Source organism: Amycolatopsis sp. NPDC003676 (genome assembly GCF_053587275.1).
Map to the genome: position 1 here is coordinate 1 of NZ_JBSFNS010000034.1, position 21001 is coordinate 21001.

A 21001-nucleotide genomic window follows, 5' to 3' on the forward strand; every position below is an offset into this window, starting at 1 on the left:
CTCTCCTCTCGGAGAGCGATCAGCACGGCCGCCGTCTGCTCCGCCGCGACGATGTGCCCTTCGGGGTGCCCCCACGCAGCTATTCAGCGATCGGCGCCCCAGTCTTCTCCCGCACTTCTTCGAGAGAAACCCCAGGCGCCAACTCCACCAGTTTCAACCCGTCCTCAGTAACATCCAGCACCGCCAAGTTAGTGATGATCCGATTCACCACTCCAGCCCCCGTCAACGGCAGCGTGCACTTCTCGACAATCTTAGGCGTCCCGTCCTTGGCAGTGTGATCCGTAATGATCACCACCCGGCGAGCCCCGGCGACGAGATCCATCGCCCCGCCCATCCCCTTGACCAAGGCGCCAGGCACAGTCCAGTTGGCCAAATCCCCATTGGCTCCGACCTGCAACGCCCCCAGCAACGCCAGGTCGATATGCCCGCCGCGAATCATCGCGAACGATTCGGCGGAATCGAACAAACTGGCCCCGGGCTGCAACGTGACAGTCTGCTTGCCAGCGTTCACCAGATCAGGATCCTCTTCCCCTTCCCAGGGAAACGGCCCCAATCCGAGAATCCCGTTCTCGCTGTGCAGCGTGACCTGCACACCGTCCGGAATATGATTGGCCACCTGCGTGGGAATCCCGATCCCGAGATTCACGTAATCGCCGTCCCGCAGCTCGCGAGCCCCGATCGTGGCCATGTCGTCCCGATTCCAGCTCACGCCGACGCCTCCTCACGCACGCGCACAGTCCGCTTCTCGATCTGCTTCTCCCGCGCAGTCGCCTGGATCAGCCGCTGCACGTAAATCCCCGGCGTGGTGATCCGCTCCGGATCGAGGTACTCGTCCGACACCTGCTCGGCCTCGGCGATCGTCACCTTCCCGCACGTCGCGACGAGCGGGTTGAAGTTGCGCGAGGCGTACCGGTAGATCAGGTTCCCGGCCGGGTCCGCGACGTACGCGTGCACCAGCGAAAGATCGGCGACGATCCCGCGTTCCTGCACGTAGGTGACCCCGTCGAACTCGGCGTGCGGCTTGCCCTCGGCGATCGGCGTGCCGACGCCGGACTTGGTGTAGAACGCCGGGATTCCCGCGCCGCCGGCGCGCATCCGCTCGGCGAGCGTCCCCTGCGGGGTGAACTCGACCTCGACGGTCCCGTCGAGATACTGCTGCGCGAACAACTTGTTCTCGCCCACGTACGACGCGATCACCCGCCGCACCTGCTGGTTCTCGAGCAGAATGCCGAGCCCGGCCCCGTCGACTCCCATGTTGTTCGAGACGATCGTCAGATCGCGCACGCCCGAGTCCCGGACCGCCTCGATGAGGTCGTTCGGGTTCCCGGTGAGGCCGAAGCCCCCGACCGCGATCGTCAGCCCGTCCTCGAGCAGCCCGTCGAGGGCCTCCGCGGCGCTGCGGTACTTCGTCGGCACGGCATCCTCTCCACTTCGTTCGGTGAGTGGTCAGTCCCCGCATACAACCCAGCGCAGGGGAAACGGGTCAACCGACACGCCGGGATCCCCGGCAAACCTCTCGCGCACCGAACACCCGCGCCCGATGCGTCCACTGAGCGGACGTACCCTCGAACCCGTGCCCACCTCGCCTCCTGACCACGTAGTCGGACGGGTGTCCGCGGTCCTGCGCGCATTGTCCACCTACCGCGACGGAGCGTCGACCTCTCAGCTGGCGCGCCAGTGCGGCCTGGCCCGCCCGACCGTGCACCGGCTGCTCGCGTCGCTGGCCGCCGAGGGCTACGTCGACCGCGACCGGCAGAGCGGCCGCTGGTACCTGGGCCCGGAGCTGTACCTGCTGGGCGAAGCCGCCGCCCCGCGCTACGACGTGACGCAGCAGGCGCGCGCGAGCGTCCACCGGCTGGCCGCGGCCACCGGGGAAAGCGCGTTCTTCTCCGCCCGCCGCGGCAACGAGACGGTCTGCCTGCTGCGCGAGGACGGCGACTTCCCGATCCGCTCGTTCGTGCTGTACGAGGGCGCGCGGTTCCCGCTGGGCGTGGTGTCGGCGGGGCTGGTGGTGCTGTCGATGCTGCCGGACCGGGAGGTCGAGGAGTATCTGTCCACTGTGGATCTCACGACCGAATGGGGCCCGGCGCACCGGGCGGAGGACGTGCGTGCCCGGGTCGCGCGGACGCGGGAGGACGGGTACTCGACCAATCCCGGGCTGGTGGTGGAGGGCAGCTGGGGAATGGCGGCTGCGGTCTTCACGCCGAGCGGGGAGCCTGCGTGGGCGTTGACGTTGACCGGGGTGGAGTCGCGGTTCCGGGAAGAGCGGCGGGCGGAGCTGGGTGCGTTGCTGCTCAAGGAGGCGCATACGTTGACGAACGTGCTCCGGGAGGCGTGACTGCTTCCGGCCAGTGTGCTGCGCTGTGGAGATGGGCAGACTGAGCGAATGACAGGTCTGACCGCCGAACTCGTCGTTGATGGTCGCGCCCCGCAAACCCCGGCCCTTGCCCCGAACGGGCAATTGCTCTGCTACGTCCTCGCTCCCGTCAGCCGGACCGGTGACCACCTTGACACCGAACTCTGGCTCGTCGACCTCGCCGACGCTGCGGCGCACCGGGCAACCGCCCACACCGCGACGGAGTCTCGACCACGCTGGTCCCCGGTCTCGGGCACGCTGTTTTTCCTGTCCGACCGAGCCGACCGCGGCACCTCGCAGGTGCACCGGCTCGCCGACGGCACCGCGGCCGCGGTGACCGACTGGCGCGCGGGCATCCTCGACCACCTGCCGCTCGCCGACCCCGACGTGGTCGCTCTGCTCGCCGAGGACGAGCCCACCGAGCAGGACGCGCGTCGCGCACGGGACCGCGACGACGCCATTGTCGTCGGCGAGCGCGAACCGCGGGCCCGGTTGCGTCTGCTCGACCTGCGCACCGGTCAGGTCGCCACCCCGGAGGTGTTCGGCGACCGGCACGTCGTGGAACTGCGGCAACGACCCGGCGGCGGTCCGCTCGCCGTGCTCACCCAGGCCAGCAGCGACCACGACTACGGCCCTCGCACCGGGCGGCTGCACCTGTTCGACCCCATCACGGGGACCGCGGAAGACCTCGGACCGGTCGAGGCCGAGGCGCACTCCCTGACCTGGTGGCACGGCGAGGACGGCTGGCACCTCGGTTACGTCGCCCTCACCCCGCCGGTTCTGCAGGCCGGCACCGCGGTGTTCGACCTGGCCATGGACAGCCGCGTCCGCCGCAATCGGACCACCGGCCTTCCGAGGTGCCCCACCGAACTGTGCCAGACCGACGCCGCCCCGCTCATAGTGTTCGCCGACGGCCTGAACACGATCCTGGCCCGGCTCGACCCCACCGGCCCCACGACCTTGTCGCAGCATCGCGGCCGCCTTGACGCCCTCACTGCCACCCCCGGCGGCACCACGATCGCGGCGTTGACCGGCACCCGTTACCAGCCCGCGAACGTCCACGTCGGACCGCCGACCGGACCGCTGCGGAAGGTCACCGACACCCGTCCCGAACTGGACGGCATCACGTTCGGCGCCCAGCGACCGCTGGCCTACCGTGCCGCCGACGGCCTCGATCTGGACGGCCTGCTCGTGCTGCCGGCCGGGAAATCCGCCTCGGACGGCCCGTTCCCGCTCGTCACGATCGCGCACGGCGGCCCCTACGACCGATACGCCGATCGCCTGCAGTTGTTCTGGTTCCCCAGCGCGCAATGGCTGGCCGCCGCCGGCTGCGCGGTGTTCCTGCCCAATCCGCGCGGCGGCCAAGGCCGCGGCCACCAGTTCGCGGCCAACGTCGCAGGCAGGGTCGGCCGAGAGGAATGGACCGACATCCTGACCGGCATCGACCTGCTCATCGCCGAGGGCATCGCCGACCCCGACCGACTGGGCATCGCCGGCGGCAGCCACGGCGGATTCATGGCCGCCTGGGCGATCGGGCAGACCGACCGGTTCCGCGCCGCGCTGGTTCTCGCCGGTGTCACTGACTGGGGAATGCTCGCAGCGACCGGGGAGAACGGGCAGTTCGAGGCCGCGCTCGGCGGCAGCATCGGATGGGAGGGGATCGGCCCACATCCGCACGACGCGGTCAGCCCGGTCTCCTTCGCCAGCCGCGTCCGGACCCCGGTGCTCATCCTGCACGGGGCCGAGGACACCAACGTCCCGCTCGGCCAAGCCGGGTACTTCCACCGGGCACTGCGCCATTTCGGCGCCGAGCACGAGTTCGTGATCTATCCCAGAGAGGGGCACTCGATCCGGGAACGCAACCACCAGCTCGACGTCCTGCGCCGCACCCGCGCCTGGTTCGACCGCTGGCTCCGCCCTTGATCCGGGGTGCTCATATGCGGCAGCCCTCGTGAGTGGCGATGCCGGTTAGAACCGGCATTGCCACTCACGAGGCAGTAGCGGCGGCAGCGTCGTAAGCCGCCCGGGCAGCCGTCACCTGGTCCATGTTCCGGCGGGCCCAGCGGTCCAGCAGGTCCAGCGGTTCGGCGAGGTTGCGGCCCAGCTGGGTCAGTTCGTACTCGACCTTCGGCGGGATCACCGGGTACGCCGTACGGATCAGGATGCCGTCGCGGACCAGGCTGCGCAGGGTCTGCGTCAGGACCTTCTGCGAGATTCCCTCGACGCGCTTGCCGATCTCGGTGAACCGCAGCGGGCCGTCGGTCAGGGCGCCGACGATCAGCACCGTCCACTGGTCGCCGATCCGGTCGAGCAGCTGGCGCGTCGGGCAGTCGCGGTCGTACGGATTTCCCAGCACGGCGGCCTCCTCACTCTCCGCAAGAGAGTAACACTCCGCCGGGTCGGCAGGCTTTACCGAACCCGAACATTCGGCCCACACCCCTCGTACACCCGCGCGCGACGGTGGTCATCGGGAACACCGACACGGGAGGACGAGAACGATGCGAGGAACGAGGCGGCTGGCACTGGCGGGCTGCGGGATCGCGGCCGGGCTGCTCGTGGCCGCGCCGATCGCCAGCGCGGACACGCAGGCTCCGGCGCCGGCTCCGGTCACGCTGAGCCCGCAGGAAGTGCAGCAGATGTGCACGGCTTGGGTGCCGAAACTGCGCAAACAGGCCCAGAACCTGACCAACCGGATCAACGGCGGACCCGAGGTCTCCGGGTCGGTCGCGAATCTCAAGGCGCGCGCGAACGACGCCCGCACGAAGGGGCACACCGCGCAGGCCGACCGGTTGCAGAAGCGCGCGGACAAGCGGCAGAGCCGGATCGGCGAGCTGGCGGACGCGACGAAGCAGCTCGACGCGTTCACCGCCGCGCATTGCCAGGCGCCCAAGTGAAGCGGCTGATCGCGATCGCTGCCGCTGCTGTCGTCGTCGGACTCGGCTGCGCGGCGTGCGACAACGGTTCGTCGCCGTCGTCGGGGGCGGCATCGAACGGCGATCTGACCGGCATCCAGTCCACACTGGACTCGATCCAGTCCGACATGGCGGGCGACGGGTCGCGGTGACCCGCGTACCGTTTCCCCCGACGTAGCCGGCCGGAGGAACGGGAGCCCGCATGGGGTCAGCTGGCCGCGGTCTCGTCCTCGTCGTGGAGGACGAGACCGCGATCGCCGAGCTCGCCGCGCTGTACCTGCGGCGCGACGGGTTCGGGGTGGAGGTCGAGCCGGACGGCGCGAAGGCGCTCGCGGCGATCCGCCGGTTGCGGCCGGTCGCCGTGGTGCTCGACATCGGACTGTCCGGAATGGACGGTATCGAGATCTGCCGGGCACTGCGTGCGGCGGGCGACTGGACGCCTGTGCTGTTCGTGACCGCCCGCGACGACGAGCTGGATCGGTTGCTAGGGCTGGAAATCGGCGCGGACGACTATCTCACCAAGCCGTTCAGCCCTCGTGAACTCGCCGCTCGCGTACGGACTGTGCTGCGCCGAGCGTCCGGGAGTCCATCCACGACACTCGCTTGCGGCGGCGTGCGCATCGACGTGCCCGGCCGCCGCGCGTGGGCGGGCGAGGCCGAGATCACGCTCACCTCCACCGAATTCGATCTGCTCGCTCATCTGCTGCGGCATCCCGGCCAGGTCCTGTCGCGCGATCAGCTGCTCAGCGCGGTCTGGGGCTATGCCGCTGCGGCCGGGACCCGCACCGTCGATGTGCATGTCGCGCAGCTGCGAGCGAAACTCGGCGACGACAGTCCAATCCGGACAGTCCGGGGCATCGGGTACGCGGCGGACGCCGGATGAAAACCACGCTCGCGCTCCGGATCACCGTGGTGTGCCTGGCCGTCGCCGGGATCGCGGTGCTCGTGGCCGGGATCGTCGCGTCCAGATTGGTGCGCAATACCGCGGATTCGGTGCTGCAGCAGTCGTTGCGGGATCAGGCGGACGTCATCGCCGGGCAGCTCGACGACACCGGCATCGGCAACCGGCTCGCGATCGGCAAGGCGGCCGCGGTCGTGCGGGGGCAAGGCATCGAGGTCGTCGTGCACCGGGTCAGCGGCCAGAATTCCGGCCAGGCGACCGCGGTGCGCGCGGCGGAACGGGCCGGGCTGACGTCCGGAAAGGACCATTCGACGCGGGTCGCGATCGGCAATGTCGATTACCTCGTGGAAGTGCGCCCGGTCGGCCCGCAAGCCGCGTTCGCGCTCGTGCAGCCGGTGCGCAGCGCCGAGGCGACCCAACATGCCTTGCTGCGCAACATCCTCTTAGCCCTGGGCATTGGGCTTCTCGTCGCCGCCATCGCCGGATATGTCTCCGGACGCCTGCTCGGCCGCCCCCTCCGCCGCGCCGCAGCCGCCGCGGGCAGTCTCAGCGCCGGTCGACGCGACGTCCGGGTGCCGGTCGAGGGTCCGGCCGAAGTCGCGCAAGTCGCGGGCTCGCTGAACGAACTCGCCGACGCGCTGGCCCGAAGCGAAGCCCGCCAACGGGAATTCCTGCTGTCGGTGTCGCACGAACTTCGCACCCCGCTGACCGCAGTGACCGGTTTCGCCGAGGCGATCGCCGACGGAGTCGCCGAAGGCCCGGACGCCCGCCGCGCCGGCGAGACGATCCACCGCGAAGCGCAACGCCTGGAACGGCTCGTGTCCGACCTGCTTGAACTCGCCCGCCTCGGGGCCGACGAATTCCAGCTCGACCTGGACGTTTTCGATTTCGCCGCGCTGGTTCGCGACTGCGCGGAGGTGTGGCAGCTGCGCTGCGCCCGCTCGGACGTCCCGCTCAGCGTGCAGTCTCCCCCGGGAACCGCCATGGTCGCCGCCGACGCCCGGCGGCTGCACCAGGTCGTGGACGGCCTGGCGGAGAACGCGTTGCGCGTCACCCCCGCCGGTGCGCCGATGGTGTTCGCGCTGACGGTCGCGGACGGCCACGCGCACCTGTCGGTCCGAGACGGCGGCCCGGGGCTCGCGCCGGAGGACTACCCGGTGGCTTTCGAACGCGGCGTCCTCAATGCCCGGTACCGCGACAGCCGCCCGGTGGGATCCGGCATCGGCTTGGCGCTGGCGCACGGGCTGGTGACGAGAATGGGCGGCACCCTGACCGCTGGACCGGCCCCCGAAGGCGGGGCCGCGTTCACCATCACGCTGCCGCTGGCCTAGTTCACGCACCCGCTGGCGGTCGTCATCTTCGGCTGCGCGGGAGTGCCCGCCGGAGGCGTCGGCGTCGTGGTCTCCGCGATCGGCCGCACCGCGCCGCCGCTCGACGAGGGACGGACGGTGCCCGGGTCGGAGGTTCCCCCGGACGCCGAGACGTCCGGCGAGCTGATCTGGGTTTGCACGAACTGCTTCACCTGCGCCGGATCCACCTTCACCGCGTCCCCGTCGGCCGGAGTGGCCAGCGACAGGCTTTGCACCGGAATCGTGCCGAACGCGATCGCGCCCGAGCTGAGACCGTGCAGTTGATCGGCGAAGCTCAGCAGGTTCCAGCCGTGGTCAAGCGTCACCGAACCTTCCAAAGCGTCCACAAGGGACGAAAGCCGCGCGGGATCGGTGAAAGTGCCGGAGCCGAGGACGGTCTTCGCCATCGCGGACATGAACGCCTGCTGCCGCGCGATCCGGTCCAGGTCGCCGTTCGGGAGGCCGTGCCGCTGCCGCACGAAGGCGAGCGCCTGCGTACCGGAGATCGTCTGCACTCCAGCGGGGAAATTCGCTCCGGAGAAGGAATCGTTCACCGGTGCCTTCAGACACACCTGCACTCCGCCGACCGCTTGGCTCAGAGCGGCGAACCCGGAGAGATTGACCGCGGCGTAGTGATTGATGGTGAGCCCGGTGAGCTTTTGCACCGCGGCGATGGCCGACTTCGCACCGGCCGCGTCGGCCGCTACCTCAAGCTGAGGACCGCTCATTCCTTGCTGCGCGAGCTTTCCCCGCTGATCGGCCCGGGCACGACTGTAGGCCGAATTGATCTTGTGCTTGCCGTAACCCGGAATGTCCACATAGGAATCACGCGGGATCGAGATCGCGGTGGCCGCCGCCCCGCCGACCGGGACGTGCACCACGATCATCGTGTCCGTGGTGTTGCCGCCGTCGTCCCCGCTGCCCGCGTGCAACGCGTCGAGGACGTTCTGCGGCAGCGGCGTCCCGTCCGGTTTGGTACGGGAATCGAGACCTACCAACAAGATGTTCTGCGCGACGGTGAGCGGTTCCCCGGCCGGAGTGTCCGGAACCTGCGCCGAGGGCGGGATGACGTCCGCGGTGACGAGGCTGGTGTCGAGCCGGTGCAATTGCGACCACGCGAATCCGGTGGCGCCCAGCACCAGGGTGGACACCACCCCCAGCACTGCCCGGCCGCCGATCCGGCGGCCCCGGGACGTGATCAGCACGGCCGGTTCCTCGCTTCCCCGGGGACGGATTTCGACCCCCGCGTTCGAGGATCACCGCGTTAGCTGGGAATAGCCTGAGAAACCTGTCGCGAAGATGTGATGCTGCCCGTTCGGCCGAGTGTGCGGCGACAGCCGGTATCCCTTCGGGCACAGGGAGTTCAGCGCGGCATCCGCCGCCACATCGCGCGCGGCACGAACCGCATCGCCGCGAACACCAAGCGCAACACCCCTGGCACCCACACGACTTCCCGCCGTCGGCGCAGCGCGGAAACGGTCGCGTCGGCAACCTGATCGGCGGTACTGGAGAACGGCGCGGGCGACATTCCTTCCGTCATCCGGCCGATCACGAAGCCCGGCCGAACGAGCAGCAGGTGCACGCCGGTGCCGTGCAGTGCGTCCGAGAGGCCCGAGGCGAACCCGTCGAGCCCTGCTTTCGCCGATCCGTACACGTAATTCGCCCGTCGCACGCGAATCCCGGCGACCGACGAGAAGACGACCAGATTTCCGGAACCCTGAGTACGCAACAGTTCCGCCGTGTGAGTGAGCACGGACACCTGAGCGACGTAATCGGTGTGCACAATCGCGGTGGCGTGCGCGGCGTCGGTTTCCGCGCGGGCTTGATCGCCGAGGATGCCGAAAGCCAGCACGACCGTCTCGAGCGGGCCGTGTTCCTTGATGACGCGATCGAGCAGCGGGCGATGTGCGGAGAGATCGTCGGCGTCGAAGTCCTCGGTCGCGACGGTCTCCGCGCCCGCTTCGCGCAGTTCGGCCGTCTGCGCCGCGAGGTCCGCGCCCGGCCTCGCGGCGAGCACGAACCGCTTCGCACCCCCGCGCGCCAGCCGGACGGCCACCGCCGTCCCGATTTCGCTGCGTCCGCCTAGTACCAGCACCGTTCCGCTCACGGTCGGTGAGTCTGCCAGCCCGCTCCGAGGGCGGCAGAGGTGCCCTGATTCGCCAGCCGCAGCCGACCGAGAGCCCAACTGCGACGCATGTAACACGCAGCGCTCACACCGCGACCTGTGATAAGCGTTCGACGGAGGAGGGCGAGCTAACCGTGAGTGCGTGGCTTTCGACGGCAAGTACGACGCTGGGTTTGCTGTCAGGGATCGCCGGGGCGATTTTCTCGCGCCTGGCGCTTCGCTGGCGCGAACGTGAAGTCATGGCGAAGAGTTCGCGAGCGTTGACGCAGTTGCGCAATGAGGCCGCCAAACAGGACGTCGGTACTGGTGATGGGGAACCCGGCGCGCCCGCAGAGAATCGCGAAATACTGACGCTGCTGCTCCACGCGGACGAAATCCAGATTCTTCGGCGCACGAAGCAGGGCGTGGCACTGGATCTGGCACAGCTGTGCAGCGCAACCGCGTTGCCGCCGAGCCGCGCGCGGACCTCGGTCCAGCGCCTCCTGGGATTGGGACTGCTCGACGCGGAACGCGACGAACACGGGCAAAGTTCCGACATCCGCTACCGCAAGCAAGTCGCTGATTCGCTCATCGGAGGCGGCGAATGAGCGGCACGATGATCGGCTTCCTGTCGGCGGGTTCTCTGTCGGCCGCTGTGACCGTGATCGAGCTGAACTCGTCGCTGACCAAACCGCTGGCCTACCGGAGATCAGGGATCCTCGGCTGGCTGTCCGCTCGCGTCGGACTCGACCTGCTGGCCACCTTGGTCGCGTTCGTGGTGGTCTTGCCATTGGTCGACCGCACCGGGACCTGGTCCGGCGGGCTGGGCGGCGGCATCGTGGCCGGACTGGGCGGCCCGGTCCTGCTTCGTGTGCAGCTCGCGACCCGAAAGTCCGGCAAGGAGCACAGCGCGCTGGGACTGGGACGGCACTACGGACGACTTCGCAAGATCATCGACGAAGCCTTGGACGATCACGGCGCGGTGGCCCAGTCCGCGTGGCTGACGACTGTGGTCATGCCGAAGATCGTGCTGCTCCCGCTGGCCGAAATCGAGAAGTTCACCTGCAACTACATCCGCAGCGCGGACCGCTTCACCGACCGCGACAAAGACAAGCACCTGAAAGCGATCAGCACCGCTTGTGCGGATCAGGCGACGGACGAGGACGAACGCAAACGGGTCATCGCCCAGCACATGCTGGATATCGGCGGACGGCGCATCGTCACCGAGATGATCAACGCCAGCAAGGTTTCCATCGCTCCGGGACACGCCAAGCAGTAGCAGGTCTCCATCGAGGGCCAGGTGCCCTGGTTCACAAACTGCAACTTTGCAGACTCTGCAAGATCTAGCTACGCTGATCCGGTGTCCACTCCCGGTCTTCGCGAGCGCAAGAAGCTCGAAACCCACCGCACCATCGCGCTCGCGGCGCTCCGGCTGATCGACGAACGTGGTCTGGACCAGGTCACCGTCGACGACATCGCCGCCGAAGCGGGCGTGTCCGCGCGCACGTTCTTCAACTACTTCGCGGTCAAAGAAGACGCCGTCCTCCTCGCGTACGCCGACCACGCGGAGCGGGCCGAGCGGACGATCGCCCGGTTCGTCGCGCAGCCGGAAGGGATCGACGCGTTTCCGGCGTTCATCGCGACCGTCCGGGAGGACCTCGCGGACATCGAGCGGGACCGCGACGAATGGCTCACCCGGTTGCGCATCATCCACGGCGATCCGTCGCTGCTCATCCGGGCGACCGTGCTCAACTCCGGCTCGCGCGATCCGATGATCGCCGCGATCGCCCGGCGCAGCGGCACCGACGCGGAGAAGGACCTGTTCCCGTCGCTGCTGCTCGCGGTGGCGGGCGGAGTGCTCAACACCTCGCTCAGCCGCTGGGCCGCCCGGAACGGGGCCCAGCCGCTGCTCGAAATCTTCGACGAGGCCGCCGCCACCGCTGCCGCCGGCCTGCCCGACCCTCGCTGAGCCGTACCACCGAGATCCTCGATCGCGGGACCCCGCGCTGCTCGAACTACCCCTCCCACCTGAGTCCGGAAAGGACTGTCATGTCCCTGTCCACCGCGGAATCGCCCGCGCCCGCGGCGATGAGCCACCGGCAAGTGCTGCAGGCGATGTCCGGCCTGATGATGGGCATTTTCGTCGCCATCCTCGCGTCCACTGTGGTCGCGAACGCCCTGCCGCGGATCGTGTCCGAACTGGGCGGCAGCCAGTCGTCCTACACCTGGGTCGTCACCACCGAACTCCTCGCGATGACCGCGACCGTCCCGCTCTGGGGCAAGCTTTCCGACCTGTACAACAAGAAACTGCTGATCCAGCTCTCGCTCGGGCTGTTCGTGGTCGGCTCGCTGGTCGCCGGGTTCGCCCAGAACATCGACATCCTGATCCTCAGCCGGATCGCCCAGGGCATCGGCGGCGGCGGGCTCACCGCGCTCGCGCAGGTGATCATGGCGGCCATCGTTTCGCCGCGCGAGCTGGGCAAGTTCTCCGGCGTCTTCGGCGCGGTCTTCGCCGTCGGCACGGTCGCGGGCCCGCTGATCGGCGGCGTGCTCGTGGACACCTCCTGGCTCGGCTGGCGCTGGTGCTTCTTCCTCGGCGTTCCGTTCGCGATCGCGGCGATCCTGCTGCTGCAGCGCACCTTGGACCTGCCCACGCTGCGCCGGGAAGTGCACGTCGACTACCTCGGCGCGTTCCTGATCATGCTCGGCGTCTCGACGCTGCTGGTGTGGTCGTCGCTGGCCGGTTCGACTTTCGAGTGGGGTTCCTGGCAGACCGCGGTGCTCGTGCCGGTCGGCGTGCTCGTGCTGGTGCTCGCGGTGTGGGTGGAGTCGAAGGTGCGCGAGCCGGTCGTGCCGCTGGCGCTGTTCCGCAACCGCACGGTCACTCTCGCCACTGTCGCGAGCTTCCTGGTCGGCGTCGCGATGTTCGGCGGCACCGTGTTCCTGTCCCAGTATTTCCAGCTTGCGCTCGGCAAATCGCCGACGGTGGCCGGGCTGATGAGCCTGCCGATGATCTTCGGGCTGCTGGTGTCGTCGACCGTGTCCGGTCAGCTGATCAGCCGCACCGGCAAGTGGAAGCCGTTCCTGCTGCTCGGCGCGGTGCTGATGGCGGCGGGACTAGGCCTGCTCGGGCTGATCGACGCGCACACCTCGCTGCTGGAGCTGAGCCTGTTCATGCTGGTGCTCGGCGTCGGCGTGGGCATGCTCAACCAGAACCTGGTGCTGGTCACGCAGAACGACGTGCCCGCCGCCGATCTGGGCGCGGCGACCTCGACGCTGTCGTTCTTCCGCAGTCTCGGCGGGTCGATCGGCGTGAGCGCGCTCGGCGCGGTGCTGGCCAGCCGGGTCGGCACGCTCATCGCCGACGGGCTCGGGCCGGCCGCGTCCGCCGGGTCCGGCGGCGGGAAGGTGCCCGACCTGGCGCAGCTGCCCGCCCCGGTCGTGGCGGTGATCCGCGAGGCTTACGGAGTGGCGACCAGCGATCTCTTCTTGATCAGCGCGCCGATCGCGCTGCTCGTGGTGGTGGCAGTCGCGTTCCTGAAGCACTTGCCGCTCAAAACGAAGAGCGGCCTGGAACGGCTGGCGGACGAGGCGGCCTGAGCTACCGTCTGCTGGGTGACCAGCGACGAGGAGTTCGGTGCTCTGCTGATGCGGCACCGGCGCGAGATCCGCGTGCACTGCTACCGGATGAGCGGTTCGTTCGAGGAGGCCGAAGACCTCACCCAGGAGGCGTTTCTCCGGGCCTGGAAAGGCCGCAGCGGCTTCGCCGGGCGGGCGAGCGTGCGGACGTGGCTGTACCGGATCGCCACGAACGTCTGCCTCGACGCGCTCGCCCGGCGGCCGCGCCGCGCGCTGCCGGACGAACTCGGTCCGGCGGCCGACCCGGCGGGCGAGATCTCCGCGCTCGACGTGCCGTGGCTCGGCCCGTTTCCCGACCTGCTGCTCGACCCCGCGGCGCCGGACGACACCGGCGCCGCGGTCGTCGAACGGGAGACCATCGAACTGGCGTTCCTCGCCACGATCCAGTTGCTCCCGCCGCGGCAGCGTGCCGCGCTGATCCTGCGCGACGTGCTCGATTGGTCCGCAAAGGACACTGCCGAACTGCTGGGCACTTCGGTGGCCTCGGCGAACAGTGCACTGCAGCGAGGCAGGGAGACCTTGCGCACCAAACTGCCCGCCCGGCGCGCCGAATGGTCCGCTCCGGACAGCACGACCGCCGAGGAAACGGCACTGCTGCGGAAGTTCATCGCCGCGTACGAATCGGCAGACGTGCAGGCCGTGGCCGCGGTGCTGAGCGAGGACGCGCGTGCGGTGATGCCGCCGTACTCGTTGTGGTTCGACAGTCGCGATCGGATTCTCGGCGCGCTCGGGCCGAGTTTCGATCCGCGGTCGCCGTACTACCGGGGCAGTTTCCGGATGGTGCCGGTGCGGGCGAACCGGCAGCCCGCCGTCGCCGGATATCTGCGGCGGCCCGGCGAATCGGTTTATCGCGCTTTCGGCGTCTGCGTGCTCACCGTGCGAAACGGACTGGTCACGGCGATGGCCGCGTTCGAAACGGCGGCATTGGCGCCGTACGGACTCGCCGAAACGTTCGAAGAATAAGGCGCCGATGATTGCCGATCCGGCTGCCGCCACGGCGGAAACCGGTCGCCCCGGGCAGATCGGCGGCGGCCGCGACCGGTCGGATCAGCAATGAAAAACGCCCGGGCGGCGATCGCTGGTGTGCGATCGCCGCCCGGGCGCAACCACCGAGTTCCGGGCAATGTGCCGGTCGTGGTGGGGGAAACTGCTAGCGCCCTCGCCGCCGGGAAATGGTCACCGGCTCGCGGTCAGGCGACTCGATGCCGTGCGGCGGCGGAGCCGGTTCGCACCAGCTTCCGGCGCTCCAGCTCGGTGGTTCCCCCGAAGATCCCGTTGCCGAGACCGTTGTCGAGAGCATAGGAAAGGCATTCCGCGCGGACCGGGCATCGCGCGCAGACCGCCTTGGCCTTCGCGACCTGCTGCGCCCCCGGACCCATGTCGGAAATCGGGAAGAACAGTTCCGGGTCCTCGTCCTGGCACGCCGCGCGGGCGAGCCAGCTGGTGGCCGTGAGTTCCATTGTTGCTTTTCACCTCCTGTCCTCATTGTCGAACCGTGGTCAACCGACTTCTCCGCGCGCACGGGCACGCCATGCCTTCGGAGGGTGTTCGGTGGGCTTTTCGGCCGAACCGCCCCGGGCCGCGAAGGACCCGGCGGACGACCGGCTTTCCAGGTTACCACCGATCACCGTCCGCGCGGGAAATTTCGATTCAGCTCACATCGCGGACGCGGTTGCCGCCGGGCGTGCTACGGCCCCCTCGTGCGCCGCCCGGCGGGGCCGAAGAGTCCGGGTTTTCCTTTTCCGCGCGCCATTTCCCCCTTCCGCCGCCGTCGCGGGCGAAGCGCCCGTCCGAGTCAGGTACCCGTCAGTCCCGGCCTTAACCACATTTCCGTGACCGGATCGTTACATCCCACGGGCGCGCCACCGCACCTGTTCGACAGGGTCCGGGTTCGGGAGGGGGTGCGCGTGGCGGGGTTCGACGGCTTTTTCCGGGGCGATTTCCCTCGCCTCGTGGCGTTCCTGTGCGCGGGCGGGCTCGGGCCGGGCACCGCGCGCGAGGTGGCGGTGGAGGCGTTCGTCCAGGAAACCGGGACGTGGCCGCCGCCCGGCGACCCGCGCGTGGCGGTGCGGCTCACCGCCGCCCGGCTGGCCGCCGAGCAGACGTGGTTCGACGGCGGCGCCCCGTCCGCGGAGCCGCCGGGCGACCGGCTGGCCGCGGTCGTGGAGAAGAACGCACACGGGGTCGAACTGCTCTCGACGCTGCCGGAAACCCAGCGCACGGTGCTGACGTGGTCGCTCGACGGGTTCTCGCCCGCCGCGATCGCGTCGGCGCTCGGCATGGCGGGCACCACAGTCCGCTCGAACCTGCGGCACGCCCGGGAACGCCTGAAACACCGGCTCGGCCTGGCCGGGCGCGAGGAGGCCCTGATGACCGCACTGCGCGAAGCCGACGCCGCACTGGTCGGCGCGTTGCGCTCGGCGCTCGACGTCGAGGAAGCGCTGACCCGGGTGAAAACCGAGGCGTCCGCCTTGGCCGCACCCCGAGTCCCGCCCGGCCGCTTCGGCTTCGACGGCCCGGTGCGCGCCGCGGTCGAGGGCGATCCGGATGCGGCGCAAGACCTGCTCGCCTCGGTGCAGCCGCTGATCGTGCGCTACTGCCGGGCTCGATTAGGCGGAGCCGATGCATATTCCTCGGCGGACGATGTGGCGCAGGAAGTCTGCCTGGCGTTGCTGACGGCGCTGCCGGGTTATCGGCATCAGGGGCGGCCGTTTCTCGCTTTCGTTTACGGGATCGCGCAGCACAAGGTGGCTGACGCGCATCGGGCGCACGCGCGCAATCGGACGGACCCGATGGCGGAGCTGCCGGAGGCGGTTGATCTTGCTGATGGGCCGGAGGAGCGGGCGTTGCGGGCGGAGCTGAATCGGCAGCTGGCTCGGTTGCTGCAGTTGTTGCCGGAGAGACAGCGGGAGATTGTGTTGTTGCGGGTCGTCGTCGGGCTTTCTGCGGAGGAGGCGGCGGAAGCGGTCAGCTCGACGCCGGGGGCGGTTCGGGTGGCGCAGCACCGGGCGTTGTTGCGGCTTCGCTCAGCTCTCGAACGACGGCGTCGCTGACCCGATCCCACACGCGGCTGGCCTCGCTGATGAGCCGAAGGAACGGGCCTTGCGTGCGGAGTTGAATCGGCGTCTTGCGCGGTTGCTGCAGCCGCTGCCGCAACGACAGCGGGAAATCGCGTTGCTGCGCGGCGTAATCGGAATGGCCACCAAAGCAGTGACAGCCATGTGGTCCGCATCGCTCAGCCCTCGAACGACGGCGTCGCTGACCCGATCCGCGCCACCACGAACTCCGCCAACGCCGCCGCCGGGCCCTCGCTGCCGTCGCGCGACAGCAGGATGAAATCGACGTCGCCCGGGTCCGGAAGGCCGAGTTCGGCAGGCAATTCGACCAGATCGGACGGCACCAGGCTCCGTGCGTGCACCGTGATCCCGAGCCCGGCGGCCGCCGCTGCGCGCAGGCCGGTCAGGCTGGACGTCAGGCAGGCGGCCCGCCATTCCAGGCCCGCGCGTTCCAGCGTTTCCACCGCCAGCTGACGGGTGACCGACGGCATCGGGTACTGCACCAGCGGCACCGGCTGGCCGGGGGTGAGGTCCGTCGCCGCCGAGCCGATCCACACCAGCGGTTCGCGGCGCAGCAGCCGTCCCGGGCCGGGCGCGCCGGGGCGGCGTTTGCCGAGCACCAGGTCGAGGCGGCCGTCGGCGATGCGGCGGGCGAGCACATCGGACAGTTCCACGTGCAGTTCCACGTCCACCAGCGGGTGGCTTTCCCGCAGCCGCCGCAGGATTTCCGGCAGCTCGCCGAGCGCGAAGTCCTCGGACACGCCGAACCGGACCCGGCCGCGCACCTGTGCGCCGCGGAAATGCCGGGCCGCGCGGTCCTCGGTGTCCACAATGGTCTGGGCGAACCCGAGCATCGCCTGCCCGCGCGCGGTCAGGTCGACCGCGTGCGTGTCCCGGGCGAACAGCAAACCGCCGGCTTCGGACTCGAGCCGCCGGATGTGCTGGCTGATTGTGGGCTGCCCCACACCCAAGCGCCTCGCCGCCGCGGTGAAGCTGCGGGTTTCCGCCACAGCAAGGAAAGAACGGCACAACCGCGGATCCAGCATGCGTCACATCTTATCGGCTTTCGCAATGGCAGTCAGTACGGTCATCGGGGTTCCGAATGACCGACGGCGACGAGAGAATGGCCGGGAAAGGAGATCCACCGTGCTCGCTTCGTTCGCCCGCCCCGTCTCGGCTTTGCTCGCCAAGCTGCGGATCGACCCCTTCATCGCCCTGATCCTCGTCACCGTAGGCATCGCCTCGCTGCTGCCGGCGTCCGGCGCGGTCGCCACCGGGTTCGGCGTCGCGACGAAGATCGCGGTCGGGATGCTGTTCTTTCTTTACGGCGCAAGGCTTTCCAGTCAGGAAGCGGTCGAGGGGATGCGGCACTGGCGGTTGCACGTCACGGTGCTCTGCGCCACTTTCGTGCTTTTCCCGCTGCTGGGGCTCGCCGCGTCGTTCCTCTCCCCCGGGCTGCTGACGTCGCCGCTGTACACCGGCGTGCTGTTCCTCTGCCTGCTGCCCTCGACCGTCCAGTCGTCGATCGCGTTCACCTCGATCGCGAAGGGCAACGTCGCGGCGGCGATCTGCAGCGCGTCGCTGTCCAACCTGCTGGGCATCGTGCTGACGCCGCTGCTCGTCGCTTTGCTGCTGGCCACCGACGGACCGGGCGTGAGCGGTTCGGCGGTGCTGGACATCGTGCTGCAGCTGCTGGTGCCGTTCGTCGCCGGGCAGCTCGCGCGCCGCTGGATCGGCGGCTGGGTGCAGCGGCATTCCGCGCCGCTGAAGATCGTCGACCGCGGTTCGATCCTGCTGGTGGTGTACACCGCGTTCAGCGAGGGCATGACCGAGGGCATCTGGCACCAGCTGGACGTCGGCCCGCTGCTCGCGCTCGTCGCGGTCTGCTGCGTCCTGCTGGCGGCCGTGCTCGGTGCGACCAGCGGTGGCGCGAGGCTGCTCGGATTCGACCGCGCCGACCGGATCACGATCATGTTCTGCGGTTCGAAGAAGAGCCTCGCGAGCGGCCTCCCGATGGCGACGGTGCTGTTCGGGCACGCCGAGGTCGGGCTGATCGTGCTGCCGCTGATGCTGTTCCACCAGATTCAGCTGATCGTGTGTGCGGCGATGGCGCGCCGCTACGCCCGGCAGACCGCCGCGGAGGAACCGGGGGAACTCGCCGCGGTCGGGTGACTCACACCGGCTACTCGCGCATGCCGATCGCGTCCACCGGCCGGGCGCGCAGCGCGAACTTCGCGGGCACCAGCACCGACGCGGCGCCCACCAGCGCGGTCGCGGCGACGATCCCCAGGTACAGCAACGGCGGGATGCTCGGAATCGGCGCCCCGGTGAGGCCGAGGCTCACCGTGGCCAGCGGGATCAGCGGGACCGCCGAGCCCACCGCCACCGCGATCAGCACCACCGTCAATGCCTCGATCCGCAGCACCTTCAGCACCTGGTCGCGCGTCATTCCGACCAGCCGCAGCAGGGCGAACTCGCGCGTCCGGGCCAGCGTGGTCATCACCAGCGTGTTCGCCACCGCCAGCGCGATGTACGCGAAGACCAGCACGAGCGGCAACGCGCTGCTCAGCACGGAAGCAGTCGCCGCGTCGCGTTGTTCTTCGGACAGGCCCGCCTTCTCGGACACGGTCAATCCCGGATATTTCCCGGACAGGCTCGCCAGATTTGCCTCTGGGCGGGCCCGGACGAGGATCTGCTGGTCCAACTGCCGGGAGCTGTGTGCGAACACGTCCTCGTGCGCCAGGGTGACGTCGCCGAATCCCATTCCTCGCTGATAGATCGCGACGACGGCCGGGGTCGCGGCGAAGCCGTCCGGGAGGGTCAGTTTGATTTGCTCGCCGACTTTGCCGCCCAGGGTGCTCGCCGCGTTGGCACTCAGGGCGACCTTTCCCGGTGCCAGGTCGGCGAGGTTTCCGGACGAGACACCAAGGTCCATCGTGCGGGAAGCGTTGTCGACGGTGATGCCTTGCGCGGGAAACTCAAAGATTTCCGGTGAATCGAGCACCTTCGTCGAGGCGAACACCTGCACGCGCGTCACGCCGGTCGCGGCCTCCACGCCGGGCAATGCGGCGGCATCCCGGACGGCGTCGGCAGGCAGGCCGCCCTCCGAGCCGGTGAGCGTGTACTGCGCGGTGATCCCTTCGTCGGCCTGGTCGGCAGCCGCGGCACCGAGGGTGGCGGGGATGAACAACTGCACGCAGGCGAACCCGATCGCGAGCACGAGCGGTCCGATCCCGGCGGCCAGCCGACGCGCGTTCGCTCGCGTATTGGCGGCGGCCAGGTAGCCGTATTCCTTGAACCGCCGGGTGATCGGCTTGGCCAGCAACCGCGTCGCGAACGCCGCCACCGGCGGAGCCAGCAGCAGGACCGCAACGATCATGATCAACCCGCCGCTGCCCGCGCCCATCACCGCGAAGACGCCGGAGAAAAACACCGGGAGCAGCGACGCGGCCAAGCCCAGCAGCAACAACAGCACACCGAATGTCCGACGGCCGCCGCTGATTCCCGGTTGCTCGACTGCGGCGTCGCTCAAGGCCTCGACCGGTCGCACTGACGAGGCTTTCCATGCCACTGCGAAAGTCGCGATTTGCGCCGTCGCCACCCCGGCCAGCACCGCGACGAGCATCGGCAGAATTCCGACGGAGAAAGAGAAATCGCTCGGCACGACGCCGATCAGGACAAGCGCGCCACGCAACAATTGCGCGGCAAGAATCCCGGGCAGGCACCCGATCGCCGACGCTACGACGGACAGCACGAAGGCTTCCGCGGCCAGCATTTTCCAGATCTGGCGCGGAGTCGCCGCGATCGCGCGCAGCACGGCCAATTCGCGGCGGCGCTGGTGGACGCTCAACGCGAGAGTGCTTGCCACGACCAGAATCGCGATCAGCAGCACGGTGCCGCCGAGCGAACCCGCGATCTCCTGCAGCGTGCTGCGTGCCGAGGCGACGTCGGGGTTCTCGATCCGGCTCCGGTCGTCTCCCGTCGCCACCTCCGCGACGGAGCCCAGCTGTGCGGTCAGCCGGTCGGCCAGCTCGTCGGGATCGACGCCAGGCCGGGGAAAAACCCCGACGGCGTCCACCCGGTCGCCGCGTCCGGCCAAGCTTTCTGCTTCCACGTCAGCGAAAAACACACCGGGAGTGCGGGGGTCTCCGTCCACACCGGACAGTTTCGCCACGCCTACGACGCGGTAGTCGGCGGCGGCTTTGGTCGTCTGGATCCGGGCGACAGCTCCGGGCTCCTTGGCCAGTCCGGCGTCCAGCACGACCTCGCCCGGGCGTTGCGGTTCGCGGCCATCGACGAGATCGAACGGACCCAGCCGGGCGCTCGACCACGGATGTCCGGTGGCAGTCGTATCGCCCAGCACCGCGGGAAAACTCAGGTCCGGCACCACCGAGGCGACGCCGTCGGTACCAGCGATCTTCCGCACTGTTTCGCGCGTCAGCGGAGCCGATTCCTTGAGCGTCTTCGACTTGATCTTGCCGTTTTCCTGCACCGCAAACGATTTCGGGCCGCCGACAACCACCGGCACCCCGGCATACCGCTGCGGCGCCACCCCGGCTTCCGCCCCGGACTGCAAGAGAATGCCGAACGCGGTGACCAGCATGGCCGCGCCGAGAAGAGCGACGAACGCACCCGCGAAACCGGAAGCACGTCCGCGCAGCGTTTTGACCGCGAGTTCGAACAC

21 protein-coding genes and 1 pseudogene are annotated in these 21001 nt (G+C 69.3%); 14 read left to right on the forward strand and 8 right to left on the reverse strand.

Translation table 11 applies throughout. From position 1 onward, the window contains the following. Positions 1–79: 79 nt before the first annotated feature. Both ACWDNU_RS21110 and ACWDNU_RS21115 read right to left on the reverse strand, forming a co-directional pair. On the reverse strand, positions 80–709 hold the full coding sequence (locus ACWDNU_RS21110; RefSeq protein ID WP_370935853.1) for a CoA transferase subunit B: 630 nt from the start codon (positions 707–709) through the stop codon (positions 80–82). Beyond that, entirely contained in the window at positions 706–1416 is a 711-nt protein-coding gene (locus ACWDNU_RS21115) for a CoA transferase subunit A (RefSeq protein WP_370935852.1), read from the reverse strand. Before ACWDNU_RS21115 ends, ACWDNU_RS21110 begins: the two co-directional genes overlap by 4 nt. Before the next feature lie 157 nt (positions 1417–1573). Between ACWDNU_RS21115 and ACWDNU_RS21120 the strand changes: the two genes are divergently transcribed. Both ACWDNU_RS21120 and ACWDNU_RS21125 read left to right on the forward strand, forming a co-directional pair. Next, positions 1574–2338, forward strand: coding sequence for an IclR family transcriptional regulator (locus ACWDNU_RS21120; RefSeq protein WP_449670132.1), 765 nt, complete (start codon positions 1574–1576; stop codon positions 2336–2338). 48 nt (positions 2339–2386) lie between these two features. Continuing rightward, complete coding sequence (locus ACWDNU_RS21125) at positions 2387–4279, forward strand: alpha/beta hydrolase family protein (protein ID WP_449670133.1); 1893 nt, start codon at positions 2387–2389, stop codon at positions 4277–4279. Between the two features lie 64 nt (positions 4280–4343). Here the strand turns inward: ACWDNU_RS21125 and ACWDNU_RS21130 are convergent, their stop codons facing one another. Further along, positions 4344–4712 (reverse strand): winged helix-turn-helix transcriptional regulator, encoded by a 369-nt coding sequence (locus ACWDNU_RS21130; RefSeq protein ID WP_449670134.1) that lies wholly within the window; start codon positions 4710–4712, stop codon positions 4344–4346. 142 nt (positions 4713–4854) lie between these two features. Between ACWDNU_RS21130 and ACWDNU_RS21135 the strand changes: the two genes are divergently transcribed. The 4 genes from ACWDNU_RS21135 to ACWDNU_RS21150 are packed head-to-tail and all read left to right on the forward strand — an operon-like array spanning position 4855 to position 7500. Continuing rightward, on the forward strand, positions 4855–5250 hold the full coding sequence (locus tag ACWDNU_RS21135) for a hypothetical protein (RefSeq protein WP_370935848.1): 396 nt from the start codon (positions 4855–4857) through the stop codon (positions 5248–5250). Beyond that, on the forward strand, positions 5247–5420 hold the full coding sequence (locus ACWDNU_RS21140; protein ID WP_449670135.1) for a hypothetical protein: 174 nt from the start codon (positions 5247–5249) through the stop codon (positions 5418–5420). The genes ACWDNU_RS21135 and ACWDNU_RS21140 overlap by 4 nt, the downstream gene beginning before the upstream one ends. 50 nt (positions 5421–5470) lie before the next feature. Then, positions 5471–6151 (forward strand): winged helix-turn-helix domain-containing protein, encoded by a 681-nt coding sequence (locus tag ACWDNU_RS21145; protein ID WP_370935846.1) that lies wholly within the window; start codon positions 5471–5473, stop codon positions 6149–6151. Continuing rightward, complete coding sequence (locus tag ACWDNU_RS21150; RefSeq protein WP_449670136.1) at positions 6148–7500, forward strand: sensor histidine kinase; 1353 nt, start codon at positions 6148–6150, stop codon at positions 7498–7500. The genes ACWDNU_RS21145 and ACWDNU_RS21150 overlap by 4 nt, the downstream gene beginning before the upstream one ends. On the opposite strand, the gene ACWDNU_RS21155 is transcribed toward ACWDNU_RS21150, so the two are convergent. Both ACWDNU_RS21155 and ACWDNU_RS21160 read right to left on the reverse strand, forming a co-directional pair. After that, the gene (locus tag ACWDNU_RS21155; RefSeq protein WP_449670137.1) at positions 7497–8723 is read right to left on the reverse strand and encodes an LCP family protein; all 1227 of its coding nucleotides are present in this window, start codon (positions 8721–8723) and stop codon (positions 7497–7499) included. The two genes, ACWDNU_RS21150 and ACWDNU_RS21155, sit on opposite strands and share 4 nt — an antisense overlap. Before the next feature lie 158 nt (positions 8724–8881). Continuing rightward, on the reverse strand, positions 8882–9625 hold the full coding sequence (locus ACWDNU_RS21160; RefSeq protein ID WP_449670138.1) for an SDR family NAD(P)-dependent oxidoreductase: 744 nt from the start codon (positions 9623–9625) through the stop codon (positions 8882–8884). Between the two features lie 152 nt (positions 9626–9777). Between ACWDNU_RS21160 and ACWDNU_RS21165 the strand changes: the two genes are divergently transcribed. The 5 genes from ACWDNU_RS21165 (at position 9778) to ACWDNU_RS21185 (ending at position 14224) form a co-directional block, all read left to right on the forward strand. Then, complete coding sequence (locus tag ACWDNU_RS21165; RefSeq protein WP_449670139.1) at positions 9778–10230, forward strand: hypothetical protein; 453 nt, start codon at positions 9778–9780, stop codon at positions 10228–10230. Next, a complete protein-coding gene (locus ACWDNU_RS21170; RefSeq protein ID WP_449670140.1) occupies positions 10227–10901 on the forward strand; it encodes a hypothetical protein in 675 nt (224 codons plus the stop codon). The genes ACWDNU_RS21165 and ACWDNU_RS21170 overlap by 4 nt, the downstream gene beginning before the upstream one ends. 81 nt (positions 10902–10982) lie before the next feature. Further along, a complete protein-coding gene (locus ACWDNU_RS21175; protein ID WP_449670141.1) occupies positions 10983–11591 on the forward strand; it encodes a TetR/AcrR family transcriptional regulator in 609 nt (202 codons plus the stop codon). An 80-nt stretch (positions 11592–11671) separates the two neighbouring features. Further along, positions 11672–13222 (forward strand): MDR family MFS transporter, encoded by a 1551-nt coding sequence (locus ACWDNU_RS21180; protein ID WP_449670142.1) that lies wholly within the window; start codon positions 11672–11674, stop codon positions 13220–13222. A 15-nt stretch (positions 13223–13237) separates the two neighbouring features. Beyond that, entirely contained in the window at positions 13238–14224 is a 987-nt protein-coding gene (locus ACWDNU_RS21185) for an RNA polymerase subunit sigma-70 (RefSeq protein WP_449670143.1), read from the forward strand. A gap of 227 nt (positions 14225–14451) precedes the next feature. Here the strand turns inward: ACWDNU_RS21185 and ACWDNU_RS21190 are convergent, their stop codons facing one another. Next, entirely contained in the window at positions 14452–14721 is a 270-nt protein-coding gene (locus ACWDNU_RS21190; RefSeq protein WP_037812602.1) for a WhiB family transcriptional regulator, read from the reverse strand. Between the two features lie 702 nt (positions 14722–15423). On the opposite strand from ACWDNU_RS21190, the pseudogene ACWDNU_RS21195 reads away from it, so the two are divergent. Both ACWDNU_RS21195 and shbA read left to right on the forward strand, forming a co-directional pair. Then, positions 15424–15579 (forward strand): annotated as a pseudogene (locus tag ACWDNU_RS21195) (sigma-70 region 4 domain-containing protein); the annotation flags it as partial. Between the two features lie 51 nt (positions 15580–15630). Next, positions 15631–16314: an RNA polymerase sigma factor ShbA gene (gene shbA / locus ACWDNU_RS21200; protein ID WP_449670180.1), complete on the forward strand. Its 684-nt coding sequence runs from the start codon at positions 15631–15633 to the stop codon at positions 16312–16314. A 182-nt stretch (positions 16315–16496) separates the two neighbouring features. Here shbA and ACWDNU_RS21205 read toward each other — a convergent pair whose 3' ends face one another. Beyond that, positions 16497–17363 (reverse strand): LysR substrate-binding domain-containing protein, encoded by an 867-nt coding sequence (locus tag ACWDNU_RS21205; RefSeq protein WP_449670144.1) that lies wholly within the window; start codon positions 17361–17363, stop codon positions 16497–16499. A gap of 100 nt (positions 17364–17463) precedes the next feature. Here ACWDNU_RS21205 and ACWDNU_RS21210 point away from each other — a divergent pair, with 100 nt between their 5' ends. Beyond that, positions 17464–18489 carry a bile acid:sodium symporter family protein gene (locus ACWDNU_RS21210; RefSeq protein ID WP_370935837.1) on the forward strand — a complete coding sequence of 342 codons (1026 nt, stop codon included), beginning with the start codon at positions 17464–17466 and terminating at the stop codon, positions 18487–18489. Between the two features lie 10 nt (positions 18490–18499). Here ACWDNU_RS21210 and ACWDNU_RS21215 read toward each other — a convergent pair whose 3' ends face one another. Next, positions 18500–21001, reverse strand: coding sequence for an ABC transporter permease (locus ACWDNU_RS21215; protein ID WP_449670145.1), 2502 nt, complete (start codon positions 20999–21001; stop codon positions 18500–18502).